Below are 14,536 nucleotides of genomic sequence, written 5' to 3'. Positions count from 1 at the left end.
GCTCGACCACCGGTGGTCGAGCCTGTCGAGACCCCGTCACCCGGCGCCGAGGCGGCTCGCGGCCGCGTCGATGCGTTCGTCCGTCGCGGTCAGCGAGAAGCGCACGTGCTCGGGGTGCGCGTCGCCGTAGAACGGGCCGGGGCCGGCCAGGATGCCGAGGTCGGCCAGTCGCCCGATCGAGTCCCAGGCACCCCGCCCCTCGGTCGCCCAGAGGTACAGCCCGGCCTCGCTGCGGCTGATCCGGAAGCCGGCGGCCTCGAGGGCCGGACGCAACAGCATCCGTCGTGCCCGGTACCGTTCCTTCTGCTCGGCCACGTGGGCGTCGTCGCCGAGGGCGGCGACCATGGCCGCCTGCAGCGGCGCAGGGAGCATCAGGCCCGCGTGCTTGCGCACCGTGAGCAGCCGCCCCAGCACCGTGGCGCAGCCGGCCGCGAACGCGCCGCGGTAGCCGGCCATGTTCGACTGCTTGCTCAGGGAATAGATGGCGAGGACGTCCCGGCGGTCGGCGCCGATCACCCGGGGGTCGAGGATGCTCGGGATCGGCTCGGTCGCCCACTGCCCGGCCCAGCCCAGTTCGGCGTAGCACTCGTCCGACACGATCACCGCGCCGAGCGTCCTGGCCCGGTCGACCGCCAGGCGCAGTTCGGCGACCGTGAGCACCCGCCCGTCGGGGTTGCCCGGGCTGTTCAGCCAGACCAGCTTCGTCGTGGCCGGCCAGTCGGCCGGGTCGTCGGAGGCCACGGCATCCGCCCCGGCCATGGCCGCGCCGATCGCGTAGGTCGGGTAGGCGGCGACCGGGTGCACGACGGTGTCCCCCTCGCCGAGGCCGAGCATGAACGGCAGCAGGGCCACCAGTTCCTTAGACCCGATGGTCGGCAGCACATTGGCCTCGGTGAGCCCTGTCACGCCGCGGCGGCGGGCGTACCAGTCGACGATCGCCCGCTGCAGCTGCGGGGTGCCAGCCGTCTGCGGGTAGGCGTGCGCGTCGGTGGCGTCGGCCAGGGCCTGCCGGATGATCCTGGGCGTCGGGTCGACCGGCGAACCGATCGACAGGTCGACGATGCCGTCCGGGTGGGAGCGGGCCAGCTCGGCGAAGGGGACCATCTGGTCCCACGGGTAATCGGGCAGCCGCCTGAGCACGGGCGGGTCAGACCTGCGGGGGAAGGACGGCGATGATCGGGTGGTCCTTGTGGATCACACCGACCTTGGCCGCTCCGCCGGGAGATCCGACATCGTCGAAGAACTCGACGTTCGCCTTGTAGTACTCGGCCCATTGTTCGGGCACGTCGTCTTCGTAGTAGATCGCTTCGACCGGGCAGACCGGTTCGCAGGCGCCGCAGTCGACGCATTCGTCGGGGTGGATGTAGAGCGAGCGGTCGCCCTCGTAGATGCAGTCGACGGGGCATTCGTCCACGCAGGCGCGGTCCTTGACGTCGACGCACGGTAGGGCAATGACGTAGGTCACGGGTGACGAGCTCCCTTCACGAGCGGAACTGCAATTCTATGCCGAACCGCGGCGGCCCGGAATTCGCGGCCAGGCGAGCACTACGGTCGCGATCAGGGTCGGCCCCACCGTCCAGAGCGTGCCGGGCAGCCCCTGCGGCACGAGCACGGAGCCGCCCTCGCTGCGCAGCGACAGCAGGAAGATCGTGCCGAGCAGGCCGATCGTGGCGAGCAGCACCACCAGCCGGTCCCCCACGACCAGGCGCAGGCCCGCCAGCAGGGCGGTCACCCCGGCGAGGGCGAGGACCAGGCCGATCGGGATGGTGACGGGGCCGAGCACGATCGTCGCCTGGTGCGCGATCGTGCCGAGGACGCCGAATGCGGCCCCCACCACGAATGCGAGCAGGCCGGCCAGGGCCCGGGCGCCCGGGCCGGGAGGGATCTCCGCGATCTGCTGCGCCTGGGGCGGGGGAAGGCGCACGAAGGTTTCGGTTCCGCCGACGACCGTGCCGGCACCCATGCCTGCACCCGGGCCGGCCGTGCTGCCGCCTAGCGGTTCCACCGGGGCGACGGTGTGGCCGGCCACGCTCCAGCGCCCGGCGTAGGCGGCGACGGCAGCGAGCTTCCGCTCGACCTGGTCGCTCACGTCGATCGCGATCAGGCGCTGGCCGATCGCCCCGGAGACGTGCTTGCTCTGGAAGACGGGAATGCCCGCCGCGTGGGCGGCCTCGGTCGCCGCGGCCTGCAGCCGGGCATCGTCGGTGCCGAGCACGAGCGCGGTCGCGTCCACCTCGAGCAGCACGTCGGCCACGTGGGCGGCCAGGGCGTGGCCGTCGGCGCCGGTTCCGGTGGCGGGCGCGGACAGCATCCGCCAGTCGCTCACACCCAGCCCGCCCATGGCGGCGCGCACATCGGCGCTATCGGCGGTGTCCTCGCCGGTGTCCCCGTGGGTCCTGGCACCGAACAGCACCACGACGCCGGCGCCGTCGGCGCGGAGCCGGGCGATGGTGCCGCCGGTGAGCAGCGCCTCGTCACCGGGGCGGTCGTGCACGAAGACGACGCTCTCTCCGCTGCCGGACATGACCATGGCTGGGCTCCCCTGGATAGGCGATGGGCAGACGCCCGCTGAAGAACACTAGCTGGACAGGGCCGTCCCGGCGAAGTTAGACCCACCTTACGTAGGTCAGCCTTACCATTTCTTGCCTGCTGCTCCCCGACCCCGACCAGGAAGTCCCGTGGGGCTACAACTTCGTCGACGGCAACGACGCGCTCGGCCGGCTCGACGCCGGACTGTTCTTCATCAGCTTCCAGCGCTCACCGGAGCAGTTCAGCCGGGTGCAACTCACCCTGGCCCGCCATGACGCCCTGAATGAGTACACCCGCCACGTCGGCAGCGCGCTCTTCGCCGTGCCGCCGGGCGCCCGCCGCGGCAGCTACATCGGAGCCCCCCTCTTCGCCTGATCCGACCGTCCCTGCCGCGAGACCTGGCGGGCGCGGTTAGGCGAGCGGGGTGACCGTGTAGAGGAGGCCGTCGGTGTTGCCGACGACGACCACGGCGAAGTTCGCGTTCTTCATGGCGACCACGCCGGCGGTGCCGACGGATGCCGACGGTGACTCGTCGAGCACGAACCCCGCATCCGTCAGCGTCGCCTTCACCTCGGCCAGCGGGTCGGCGGCGTCGGACTTGACCGTGACCACCCAGGTGCGCTTGCCGCCCTCGGTCTTCGTGGCACCGAAGAACAGCCTGCCGTCGACCACCGGCACCTCCTCCGGCCAGCCGGACGGCAGTTGACCAGCGAGGCTCACGTCGCCGCCGGTCGCACCCTGCACGGCGCCGTTGACGGCGCCACCGACCGCGTCGGCCGAGCAGCCGGCCAGCAGCGGCCCGGCGAGCAGGGCGGCAACCACCACCGCGATGATTCGGATGCGAGAAGAGAACGGTGTCGGTGCGGTACCCATGCTCAGATGGTACGTCAGTCCGGCCGTCGAGGCGTCCTCCGGTGGCGGGAGTCGGGTCGCGGTGCCCCGGGCGCGGAAACGCCGGTGGCGCCGGCCCGGACGAATCCAGGACGACGCCACCGGCGGCGACACGCAGCAGTCGGGAGGTTAGCTCGCGTCCTGCTTCTTCAGGCGCGAGGTCTGGCGCTGGCGCGCGGATGCCGCGAGCTCGACCTTGCGGATGCGCACCATGGCCGGGGTGACCTCGACGCACTCGTCTTCGCGGGCGAATTCGAGGCATTCCTCGAGCGTCATCTGCTTGGACGGGGTCATCGACTCGAAGGTGTCGGAGGTGGACTGACGCATATTGGTCAGTTTCTTTTCCTTGGTGATGTTCACGTCCATGTCGTCGGCGCGGGAGTTCTCGCCGATGACCATGCCCTCGTAGACCTCTTCGGTCGGGTTGACGAAGAACGACATCCGCTCCTGCAGGGCGATGATGGCGAACGGGGTGACCACGCCGGAGCGGTCGGCGACGATCGAGCCGTTGTTGCGGGTGACGATGTTGCCGGCCCAGGCCTCGTAGCCGTGGAAGATGGCGTTGGCGATACCGGTGCCGCGCGTGTCGGTGAGGAACTGGGTGCGGAAGCCGATCAGGCCGCGCGACGGAACGATGAATTCCATCCGGACCCAGCCGGTGCCGTGGTTCGCCATGTTCTCCATCCGGCCCTTGCGAGCGGCCAGGAGCTGGGTGATCGCGCCGAGGTACTCTTCGGGCGAGTCGATGGTGAGGTGCTCGTACGGCTCGTGGATCTTGCCGTCGACGCGGCGGACGACGACCTGCGGCTTGCCGACGGTGAGCTCGAAGCCTTCGCGGCGCATCTGCTCGACCAGGATGGCGAGGGCGAGTTCGCCACGGCCCTGGACCTCCCAGGCGTCGGGGCGTCCGATGTCGACGACCTTGAGCGAGACGTTACCGACGAGCTCGCGGTCCAGGCGGTCCTTGACCATGCGGGCGGTGAGCTTGTGGCCCTTGACCTTGCCCATGATGGGAGAGGTGTTGGTGCCGATCGTCATCGAGATGGCGGGCTCGTCGACCGTGATGGTCGGCAGCGCGCGGGGGTCGTCGGGGTCGGCGAGGGTCTCACCGATGGTGATGTCCTCGAAGCCGGCGACGGCGACGATGTCGCCGGGGCCGGCGCTCTCGGTCGGGTAGCGGTCGAGCGCCTTGGTGATCAGCAGCTCGGTGACGCGCACGTTGTGCACGGATCCGTCGTACTTGATCCAGGCCACGGTCTGGCCCTTGCGGATGGTGCCGTGGAAGATGCGGAGCAGGGCGAGACGGCCGAGGAACGGCGAGGCGTCCAGGTTGGTCACGTGCGCCTGCAGCGGGTGCTCGTCATCGAAGACCGGGGCCGGGATGTGCTCCAGGATCGCTTCGAACAGCGGCTCGAGGTCGTCGTTGTCCGGTAGCTGGCCGTTCTCGGGCTGGTTGCGGCTCGCGGCGCCGTTGCGGCCGGAGGCGTAGACGACGGGGACGTCGAGGATCGCGTCAAGGTCGAGGTCGGGGTAGTCGTCTGCCATGTCGCTGGCCAGGCCGATGAGCAGGTCCTGGCTTTCCTCGACGACCTCGACGATGCGAGCGTCGGGGCGGTCGGTCTTGTTGACCAGCAGGATGACGGGCAGGTGCGCCTCGAGTGCCTTGCGGAGCACGAAGCGGGTCTGCGGCAGCGGGCCCTCACTGGCGTCGACGAGCAGCACGACACCGTCGACCATGGACAGGCCGCGCTCGACCTCTCCACCGAAGTCGGCGTGGCCGGGGGTGTCGATCACGTTGATCGTGATCGGTCCGTCGGTGGCGTGGATGCCCTTGTAGGAGACCGCCGTGTTCTTGGCGAGGATCGTGATGCCCTTTTCGCGCTCGAGCTCGTTGGAGTCCATGGCGCGCTCTTCCACATGCGAGTGGTCGGCGAACGAGTTCGTCTGCTGGAGCATCGCATCGACCAGCGTGGTCTTGCCGTGGTCGACGTGGGCAACGATTGCGACATTTCGGAGGTTATTGCGCGTGGCAATCGCCATGAAGTAAATCCTTACGAAGAATGATGTCGCAGAGTACCGCATGCGACGAAGAATGGATGTGTGTGGGCAAAGTCCGACCCAACGGATAATCCTACCGCACTCTCCCTGCCCGGCGCCTGAGAGCGGTCGGTTCGGGAGAAGCCTGCCGACGAGCACGTAGTCCGGGAGGCCGGCGCGACCGGCCTCCCTGCAGGCATGCTGTCCTAGACGCCGAGCTTCAGGTTCGCGCCGGGGATCGCGTTGAGCAGTTCCTTGGTGTAGTCCTGCTGCGGGTTGTCGAAGACCTTGTCGACGGTCGACGACTCCACGATCTTGCCGCGCTGCATGACGCAGACGTGGTCGGCGATGACGCGGACGACCGCGAGGTCGTGCGTGATGAACAGGTAGGTCAGCCCGAGTTCGGCCTGCAGGTCGGCGAGCAACCGCAGGATCTGGGCCTGCACCAGCACGTCGAGCGCCGACACCGCCTCGTCGAGGATCACGATATCCGGCTTGAGCGCGAGCGCCCGGGCGATCGCGACGCGCTGGCGCTGGCCGCCGGACAGTTCGTTCGGGTACCGGGTCGCCAGCGCGGAGGGCAACGCAACCTGGTCGAGCAGTTCGTCCACCCGGGCGCGGCGTGACGCCCGGTCGCCGACCCGGTGCACCTGCAGCGGCTCGGCGATCGTGTTGCCGATGTTGCGCAGCGGGTCGAGGGAGCCGTACGGGTCCTGGAACACCGGCTGCATCTTGCGCCGCAGGTCCAGAAGGGCGCGGCCACGGAGCGCCGCGGTGTCGGTGCCGCCGATCGCGACGGTGCCGCTGGAGGCATCCTCGAGACGGAGCAGGAGCTTTGCCACGGTGGACTTGCCCGATCCGGACTCGCCGACGAGCGCCATGGTGGTGCCACGCTCGACGGTGAAGGAGACGTCGTCGACGGCCTTGAAGTCCCGCGCGTCCCGCTTCGCGCCGCGGATCTTGTAGATCTTAGTCAGGGCGTCGACCTTGATCGCCGGTCCGCCGGCGACCGGAGTGCTGGCCTGCTGGGCGGCGCGGGCTTCGGCGGCCTCGACCAGGTCAAGGCCCTCGGCGGCGCGCGGGGCGCTGTAGCCGAGGTCGGACAGGTTCTTGTTGGACGACTGGATCCGGCGGGAGGCGAGGCTCGGCGCCGCGGCGACGAGGCGCTGCGTGTACGGGTGCATCGGGTTCTCGAGGATTTCCCGCGACGGCCCCGATTCGACGACCTTGCCCTTGTACATCACGACGAGCTGTTCGGCGCGTTCGGCGGCGAGGCCCAGGTCGTGGGTGATGAAGAGCACGGCGGTGCCGATTTCCCGGGTCAGGGTGGCCAGGTGGTCGAGGATGACCCGTTGCACCGTGACGTCGAGGGCGGAGGTCGGCTCGTCGGCAATCAACAGCTTGGGCCGGGAAGAGAGGCCCATCCCGATCAGGACCCGCTGGCGCATGCCGCCGGAGAACTGGTGCGGGAACTGGCGGAGCCGCTTGTCGGCATCCGCGAGCCCGGCCTCCTTGAGCACCCGGATGGCATGCTGCTTGACCTCTTTGCCGGTGGCGATGCCGTTGGCCCGGATGGCCTCTTCGACCTGGAAACCGATGCTCCAGACCGGGTTGAGGTTGGACATCGGGTCCTGGGGCACGAACCCGATCATGCGCCCGCGCACCTCTTCGAGTTGCTTCTCGTTGAGCTGGGTGAGGTCGCGGCCCTCGAAGAGGACCTCGCCGCCGGTGATCCGGCCGGAACCGGGGAGCAGATTGATGATCGCGTGCGCGGTCGTCGACTTGCCGGACCCGCTCTCGCCGACGATGGCGAGGGTCTGGCCGGGCATCAGGGTGATGTCGATGCCGTTGACGGCGGGGACGAGACCGTTCTGGGTCTGGAAGCCGACCTGCAGGTTCTTGATCTCGAGGAGCGGCTTCACCGCTGCGGAGGTGGAAAGTGGCTCGCTCATCGAAGCGCCCTCGCCTTCGGGTCGAGTGCGTCGCGAACGACCTCGCCGAGCGAGATGAACGCGAACACGGTAACGGAGAGAGCGATGGACGGGAGGATCAGCGTCTGCGGGGCGGTGCGCAGGTCATTCTGGGCCTGGTTGATGTCGTTGCCCCAGCTCATGATGTTGCTGCCCAGGCCGACGCCGAGGAACGAGAGGCTGGCCTCGGCGACGATGGCGGCGGCGAGGGAGATGGTCGTGATCACGATCACGGGAGCGATCGAGTTCGGCAGCACGTGCTTGAGCAGGATCTTGAACCGGGACAGGCCGAGGGCTGTGGACGCCATCACGAAGTCGGCGTTCTTCACCCTGAGGATCTCGGAGCGCAGCACGCGGGCCGTCGACGGCCAGGCGAAGACACCGATCGCGAGCGAAATGCTCCACACGCTCCGGTACTGGGACAGCACCGACATGATGACGACCGCGGCGAGGATGTACGGGATGGAGAAGAAGATGTCGCCGACGCGGGACAGCACGGCGTCGACCCAGCCGCCGTAGAAACCGGCGAAGGAGCCGAACAGGATGCCCAGGGTCGTCGTCAGCACGATCACGATGAAACCGACGGACAGCGACGTCGACGTTCCGTGCACGATCCGTGAGTAGATGTCGCAACCCTGCTTGGTGAAGCCGAGCGGGTGGCCGTCGGCCGGCCCGCCGTTGCTGTTGCCGAGGATGCAGTTGTTGTTCGGCGGCGTCTGGGTGAAGAGGCCCGGGAACAACGCCACGAGGGCGACGACGAGAATCAGCGCCGCGGAGATCCAGAACATCGGCCGACCGCGCACATCCTGCCACGCGTCGATCCAGAGGTTGCTTCGCTTCTCGGCGACCTTGACGGTGTCGACGCCGACCAGCGGCGTCTCGTCGAGGGCGGCGACGTAGTGGGTGCTGGAGGGTGCGGCGCCGCGCGTGGCGTCGGTGGGCCCGCCGGTGGGGTTACTTGACATAGCGAATCCTTGGGTCGAGCAGACCGTAGAACAGGTCCACCAGGATGTTGACGACGAGGTAGATCAGGACCATCACGGTGACGAAGGAGACCACGGTGGGTCCCTCGCCGCGGATGATGGCCTGGTACAGGGTGTTTCCGACGCCGGGCACGTTGAAGATGCCCTCCGTGATCGTGGCACCGACGAGGAGCACTCCGAAGTCGGTCGCGAGGTAGGTGACCACGGGGATGAGCGAGTTGCGCAGGATGTGCACGGGGATCACCCGGCGGCTGCTGAGCCCCTTGCTGTAGGCGGTGCGTACGAAGTCGAGCCCGGAGGTTTCGATCACCGACGCGCGGGTGAGGCGCATGATCTGGGCGAAGCTGACGCTCGCCAGCACCAGGGCCGGCAGGATCAGGTCCTGCAGGGGTGCTCCGCTGCTCACCGTCGTGCGCGCCCAGCCGAGCCAGACGCCGAAGACGTACTGGGCGACGAACGCGATCACGAAGATCGGTAGCGAGATCAGGATGAGGCTCACGGCGAGCGAGCTCGCGTCGAACAGCTTGCCCTTGCGGAGGCCGGAGATGAGGCCGACCAGGATGCCGAAGAACGTCTCGAAGAGCAGGGCCAGGATCGCCAGCCTGGCCGTGACGGGGAACGTGCGGGCCAGGATCGCGGTGACGGGCTCACCGGAGAAGGACAGCCCGAAGTCCCCGCGGAAGATCCCGCCGAGGTAGATGAAGTACTGCACGATGAACGGCTGGTCCAGGTGGTACTGGGCCCGCAGCTGGGCCACGACCGCCGGGTTCGGGGTCTTGTCGCCGAAGAGGGCGACGATCGGGTCACCCGGCATGGCGAAGACCATGAAGTAGATCAGGAAGGTGGTGCCCAGGAACACCGGGATCGCCTGGAGGATTCGTCTGAAGATGTATCCGGTCACGAGGCGCCTATGCCTTGCGGATCAATGTAATTGGTCATACGGGATGAGGAACCTATCTGTGATCGAGCGACCGGAGTTTTTACAGATTACCTGCAACGCGACGCGCTCCGAGCCGAGCCCGGGTGCGGCGATAATTCGTGTCGGTCATGGCGCGGGGGCGGTGACCCTGGTCACCGGCCCCGCGCGCGTTTAGTTCAGACTAGCCCTTGGTGATCTCGGTGAAGAGCGGAACCGAGTCCCAGCCGAAGACGACGCCGTGCACATCGAGCCCGACACCGCCCGTGACATTGGCATACCAGAGGGGGATGGCGGGCAGGTCCTGGAGCAGGATCTCCTGGGCCTTCTGGAAGTCGCTGTTCGCCGCCGCCAGGTCGCCCTCGGCGGAACCGCGCGCCAGCAGGGAGTCGAATTCGGGGTTCGAGTACTCCCCGTCGTTGGATCCGGCCCTGGTCGCGTAGGACGGCTGGAGGAAGTTGTACAGGCTCGGGTAGTCTGCCTGCCAACCCGACCGGAACGCGGTCTGGATGCTCCGGTCGGCGATCGCGGTGCGGGCCTGGGCGAACGTGGGTGTCGGTGCGCCGGAGGCGTCGATCCCGAGCGTGTTCTTGATGCTGTTCGACGCGGCGTCGACCCAGCCCTGGTGCCCGCCGTCGGCGTTGTAGGCGATCTGGAAGCTGCCGGTCCACGGCGAGATCGCGTCGGCCCTGGCCCAGAGCTTCCTCGCGGCCTTCGCGTCGAACTCCAGCACGTCCGCGCCCCGGAGGGTGTCGGACCAGCCGTCGAGCACGGGCGAGGTGAAGTCGGATGCCGGGGTGCGGGTGCCGGAGAAGATGATCTTGGTGATCTCCTCACGGTTGATCGCCATCGACAGCGCCCGGCGGCGCAGGGCGCCCTCCTCGCCGGAGAAGTGCGGCAGGCGTGCCGGTATCGTCACGGCCTGCAGGATCGCGGCGGGCTGGTTGACGACCCGGTCGCCCAGGTCGCTCTCGTAGGTGCCGTAGGCGCTGTCCGGGATCGAGTCGAGCACATCGAGGTTGTTCGCGAGCAGGTCGGAGTACGCCGCGCCCTGGTTGGCGTAGAACGTGATCGAGAGGCCGCCGTTTTTCGGCTTCCGGCCGCCGTCGTAGGCCGGGTTGACGACGAGGTCGATCTTCTCGTTGTGCTTCCAGGCCTTCGGGCCGTCGAGCATGTACGGGCCGTTGCCGATCGGGCTCTCACCGAAGGCCGCCATGTCGGCGAAGGCCGACGCCGGAAGCGGATAGAACGCCGCGTAGCCGAGGCGCTGGGGGAAATCGGCCAGGGGTGCGGTCAGGGCGACCGTGAAGGTGGTGTCGTCGACGACCGTGAGGCCGGTGAGCGGGCTGTCCTGCTCCACGCTGTAGCCGGCGATGTCCGAGAAGAAGGAGCTCCCCAGCTGGGCGTTGCTGAGCAGCGCGCCGTACTGCCACGCGTCGACGAAGCTGTTCGAGGTGAGCACCTGGCCGTCGCTGAAGCTGAGGCCCGGCTTGATCTTGATGGTGTACGTCGTATTGTCATCGGTCGTGATCGCCGCGGCGACGTCGTTGACGGCCGCTCCCTCGGCGTCGTAGTAGACCAGTCCGGCGAAGATCGAGTTGACAATCTTGCCGCCGCCGGTCTCGGTCGTCGCCGTCGGGATCAGGGGGTTCTGCGGCTCGGACCCGTTCGTCGAGATGATCGCGCCAGGGTTCGGCGTCGACGCCGGCGCGGAGGCCCCTCCGGCGCAGCCGGAGAGCGCGAGTGCGCCGACGGCGGCCAGCGTAATGGCGGTGACGCCCAGTCTGGTGATATTCACTTTTTTCTCCTGTGCCGGACGAACGCACACTGCGCGCCGGACATGAAGAAAGGGCGATGACAGTGCGTCATCGCCCTTGCTTCGTGCTCAGTTCAGACTAGCCCTTGGTGATCTCGTTGTAGATCGGCACCGAGTTCCAGCCGAACTTCACGTTCTGCACGCTCGTGCCGTATCCGCCGGTCACGTTGGCGTACCAGAGCGGGATCGCCGGCAGGTCCTGGAGCAGGATCTCCTGAGCGGCCTGGAAGTCCTTGTTCGCGGCCGCGAGGTCGCTCTCGGTGGAGCCCTTCTTCAGCAGCGCATCGAACTTGGGGTTCGAGTAGTCGCCGTCGTTGGACGAGGCCTTGGTCGCGTAGATCGGGCCGAGGAAGTTGAACAGGCCCGGGTAGTCGGCCTGCCATCCGGTGCGGAACGCGGTCTGGATGGTGCGGTCCGTGATCAGCGTGCGGGCTTCCTTGAACGTCGGGTACGGCGCGCCGGACGCGTCGATGCCGAGGGTGTTCTTGATGCTGTTCATCGCCGCGTCAACCCAGCCCTGGTGTCCGCCGTCCGCGTTGTACGCGATCTGGAAGCTGCCGGTCCACGGGGAGATGGCGTCGGCTTCGGCCCACAGCTTCTTCGCCTGCTTGGCGTCGAACTTGAGCACGTCCGCGCCCTTGAGTTTGTCGCTCCAGCCGTCGATCACGGGCGAGGTGAAGTCGGAGGCCGGGGTGCGGGTGCCGGAGAAGATGATCTTGGTGATCTCTTCACGGTTGATCGCCATCGAGAGGGCCGCACGACGCAGCTTGCCCTCTTCGCCGTCGAAGTGCGGCAGTCGGGCCGGGATGGTGAAGGACTGGAATACGGCGGACGGCTGGTTCACTGCCCGGTCGCCGAGGTCCTTGTCATACGTGCCATAGGCGCTGTCCGGGATCGCGTCGAGCACGTCGAGGTTGTTCGCCAGCAGGTCGGAGTAGGCGGCGCCCTGGTTGGCGTAGAAGATGATGGAGAGGCCGCCGTTCTTGGCCTTGCGTCCACCGTCGTAGGCCGGGTTGACGACGAGGTCGATCTTCTCGTTGTGCTTCCAGGCACCCTTGGCGGCCAGCATGTACGGGCCGTTGCCGATCGGGTTCTCGCCGAAGGCTGCAATGTCCTTGAGCGCGGAGGCCGGGAGCGGGTAGAACGCCGAATAGCCGAGGCGCAGCGGGAAGTCGGACAGGGCGGAGGTGAGGGTGACCGTGAAGGTGGTGTCGTCGACGACCTTCAGGCCGGTCAGGGGGCTGTCCTCGTCGTAGCTGAAGCCTTCGATGTTCTCGAAGAAGTAGCTCCCGAGCTGGGCGTTGCTGAGCAGCGCGCCGTACTGCCAGGCATCGACGAAGCTCGACGACGTGACGGGCTCGTCATTGGTGAACTTCAGGCCGGACTTGATCTTGATCGTGAAGGTCTTGTTGTCGTCCGACTTGATCGAGTCGGCGACGTCGTTGATCGGCGCGCCCTTCGCGTCGTAGTAGACGAGCCCGGCGAAGATCGCGTCGACGATCTTTCCGCCGCCCACCTCGTTGATGTTGGTCGGAACCAACGGGTTCTGCGGCTCGGAGCCATTCGTGGTGATGATCGCTTTCGCGTTGCTCGACGCGGTCGGCGCGGCTGCTCCGCCGCCGGCGCAGCCGGACAGTGTGAGGGCCCCCACCGCGGCCAGGGCGATGGCTGCGATACCCAGTCTGTTGATCTTCAATTTTCCTCCTGTGCAATGTGAGCGCGCGGCTGATTTGTGGCCAGGCTGACGCGCCAGTTGAATTCGACCCTAGGTACCGTGCGCGCGGTCCGCATCACGAAACGCAATAACGTTACCGATGCGAAACACAACACGCACGATTGTTTCAACTTCCGGTGGATTCCCGCCGGATTCTGCGTCGGCGCACGCAATCCGCAAAGGACCGTTGCGATGCGATGATTGCTTCATGGACAGTCACTCTCCCGCGCGTCCGGCGCTGCTCATCTTCGACGGCGACTGCGCGTTCTGCACCACCTCGGTGGACTGGATGAGACGCATCCTCCCGGCCATGCCGGCCACGGCGCCGTACCAGTGGACGGACCTGGCAGCCTTCGCGCTGACCACCGCGGATGCCCGGTCGCGGGTCTGGCTCGTCGACGGCTCTCGGCAGTACGGCGGCGCCGCGGCGGTGGCCGCGCTGCTCCGGCGCCAACCGTCACCCGGCTGGCGGATGCTCGGCTGGCTGGGCACGGTTCCGCCCTGGTCGTGGGCGGCCGCGGCCGGCTACCGGCTGGTGGCCCGGTTCCGCCATCGGCTGCCCGGCGGAACACCCGCCTGCCGGATGAAGCCCGCCGAGTGAACCCCGACCGCCTGGACTCCGGTCGCCTGGGCCGCGCCGGCCGGTACTGGGAGGTGGCGATCGTCCTCGGGCTCTCGCTCGGGGCATCCGCCGTGTATTCGATCGTGGCGATCATCGCCCGGCTGACCGACACGACGCCGCTAGCCAAGCAGACGGCCACCATCAACGGGTCGCAATCGCCCCGGGAGTGGCTCGACCTCAGCTACCAGTTCCTCGGCCTCTTCTTCGAGCTGTTCGGCGTCGCCCTCGTGCTCTACCTGCTCTGGCAGCCCGGCCGCAGCGCCTTTCGGCGGCTCGGCTTCGACCTCACCGACAAACGGCGGGACCTGCTGCGCGGGGTTGCCCTCGTGCTCGCCATCGGCATCCCCGGCCTGGCTCTGTATCTGGCCGGGCGCATAGCGGGGATCACGGTCGCGGTCGTGCCCCAGCCGATCGACACGTTCTGGTGGACGATCCCGATCCTCGTGCTCTCGGCGCTGCGGGCCGGGCTCACCGAGGAGCTCATCGTCGTGGGCTACCTCTTCACCCGGCTGCGGGAACTCGGCTGGTCGACCTGGACGATCATCGGGTCGACGGCGCTGCTGCGCGGCAGCTATCACCTCTACCAGGGCGTCGGCCCGTTCGTCGGCAACGCGGTGATGGGGGTCGTCTTCGGCTGGTGCTACACCCGCTGGGGGCGCACGATGCCGCTGGTGATCGCGCACGCGATCCTGGACATCCTCTCCTTCGTCGGCTACCCGCTCGCCCTCGCCTGGTGGCCGGCGCTCCTCGCCCCCGCAGCCTAGGCCCGGTCTCGACAAGCTCGACCACCGGGGCGAGCTCGACCACCGGAGGCCCGGTCTCGACAAGCTCGACCACCGGGGCAAGCTCGACCACCGGGGCGAGCTCGACCACCGGAGGCCCGGTCTCGACAAGCTCGACCACCGGGGCAAGCTCGACCACCGCAGGCCCGGTCTCGACAAGCTCGACCACCGGGGCAAGCTCGACCACCGGCGGCCCGGTCTCGACAAGCTCGACCACCGGGGCAAGCTCGACCACCGCAGGCCCGGTCTCGACAAGCTCGACCACCGGGGCAAGCT

12 protein-coding genes and 1 pseudogene are annotated in these 14,536 nt (G+C 68.1%); 3 read left to right on the top strand and 10 right to left on the bottom strand.

Going from position 1 to position 14,536, the window contains the following annotated elements; genetic code table 11:
• Window positions 1-36: 36 nt before the first annotated feature.
• Genes dapC through E3T48_RS17115 form a run of 3 tightly spaced genes read right to left on the bottom strand, consistent with a single transcriptional unit; the run spans window position 37 to window position 2,530 of the window.
• Window positions 37-1,104 (bottom strand): succinyldiaminopimelate transaminase, encoded by a 1,068-nt coding sequence (gene dapC, locus E3T48_RS02415; protein ID WP_134522292.1) that lies wholly within the window; start codon window positions 1,102-1,104, stop codon window positions 37-39.
• Between the two features lie 43 nt (window positions 1,105-1,147).
• The gene (fdxA, locus tag E3T48_RS02410) at window positions 1,148-1,465 is read right to left on the bottom strand and encodes a ferredoxin (protein WP_134510615.1); all 318 of its coding nucleotides are present in this window, start codon (window positions 1,463-1,465) and stop codon (window positions 1,148-1,150) included.
• Between the two features lie 36 nt (window positions 1,466-1,501).
• Window positions 1,502-2,530: a PIG-L deacetylase family protein gene (locus E3T48_RS17115; RefSeq protein ID WP_241986571.1), complete on the bottom strand. Its 1,029-nt coding sequence runs from the start codon at window positions 2,528-2,530 to the stop codon at window positions 1,502-1,504.
• A gap of 152 nt (window positions 2,531-2,682) precedes the next feature.
• On the opposite strand from E3T48_RS17115, the pseudogene E3T48_RS02400 reads away from it, so the two are divergent.
• Window positions 2,683-2,904, top strand: a pseudogene (locus E3T48_RS02400) (deferrochelatase/peroxidase EfeB); the annotation flags it as partial.
• 36 nt (window positions 2,905-2,940) lie between these two features.
• On the opposite strand, the gene E3T48_RS02395 reads toward E3T48_RS02400, so the two are convergent.
• The 7 genes from E3T48_RS02395 to E3T48_RS02365 form a co-directional block, all read right to left on the bottom strand.
• The gene (locus E3T48_RS02395; RefSeq protein WP_134522280.1) at window positions 2,941-3,402 is read right to left on the bottom strand and encodes a hypothetical protein; all 462 of its coding nucleotides are present in this window, start codon (window positions 3,400-3,402) and stop codon (window positions 2,941-2,943) included.
• Between the two features lie 147 nt (window positions 3,403-3,549).
• Window positions 3,550-5,460 carry a translational GTPase TypA gene (typA, locus tag E3T48_RS02390; RefSeq protein ID WP_134522279.1) on the bottom strand — a complete coding sequence of 637 codons (1,911 nt, stop codon included), beginning with the start codon at window positions 5,458-5,460 and terminating at the stop codon, window positions 3,550-3,552.
• 203 nt (window positions 5,461-5,663) lie between these two features.
• Entirely contained in the window at window positions 5,664-7,409 is a 1,746-nt protein-coding gene (locus E3T48_RS02385) for a dipeptide ABC transporter ATP-binding protein (protein WP_134522278.1), read from the bottom strand.
• Entirely contained in the window at window positions 7,406-8,392 is a 987-nt protein-coding gene (locus E3T48_RS02380) for an ABC transporter permease (RefSeq protein WP_134522277.1), read from the bottom strand. Before E3T48_RS02380 ends, E3T48_RS02385 begins: the two co-directional genes overlap by 4 nt.
• Window positions 8,382-9,311: an ABC transporter permease gene (locus E3T48_RS02375; RefSeq protein ID WP_134522276.1), complete on the bottom strand. Its 930-nt coding sequence runs from the start codon at window positions 9,309-9,311 to the stop codon at window positions 8,382-8,384. The genes E3T48_RS02380 and E3T48_RS02375 overlap by 11 nt, the downstream gene beginning before the upstream one ends.
• Before the next feature lie 199 nt (window positions 9,312-9,510).
• Window positions 9,511-11,124, bottom strand: coding sequence for a peptide ABC transporter substrate-binding protein (locus E3T48_RS02370; RefSeq protein WP_134522275.1), 1,614 nt, complete (start codon window positions 11,122-11,124; stop codon window positions 9,511-9,513).
• Window positions 11,125-11,221: 97 nt separating this feature from the next.
• Window positions 11,222-12,838: a peptide ABC transporter substrate-binding protein gene (locus E3T48_RS02365; RefSeq protein ID WP_134522274.1), complete on the bottom strand. Its 1,617-nt coding sequence runs from the start codon at window positions 12,836-12,838 to the stop codon at window positions 11,222-11,224.
• 226 nt (window positions 12,839-13,064) lie between these two features.
• On the opposite strand from E3T48_RS02365, the gene E3T48_RS02360 reads away from it, so the two are divergent.
• On the top strand, window positions 13,065-13,457 hold the full coding sequence (locus tag E3T48_RS02360; RefSeq protein ID WP_134522273.1) for a thiol-disulfide oxidoreductase DCC family protein: 393 nt from the start codon (window positions 13,065-13,067) through the stop codon (window positions 13,455-13,457).
• Complete coding sequence (locus E3T48_RS02355) at window positions 13,454-14,242, top strand: CPBP family intramembrane glutamic endopeptidase (RefSeq protein WP_134522272.1); 789 nt, start codon at window positions 13,454-13,456, stop codon at window positions 14,240-14,242. Before E3T48_RS02360 ends, E3T48_RS02355 begins: the two co-directional genes overlap by 4 nt.
• The last annotated feature ends 294 nt before the right edge of the window (window positions 14,243-14,536 follow it).

It is taken from the genome of Cryobacterium fucosi (assembly GCF_004403515.1).
Classification (GTDB): Bacteria; Actinomycetota; Actinomycetes; order Actinomycetales; family Microbacteriaceae; genus Cryobacterium; species Cryobacterium fucosi.
The sequence above is the reverse complement of the archived record's forward strand: the minus strand, read 5'-3'. Positions and strand labels throughout refer to the sequence as shown.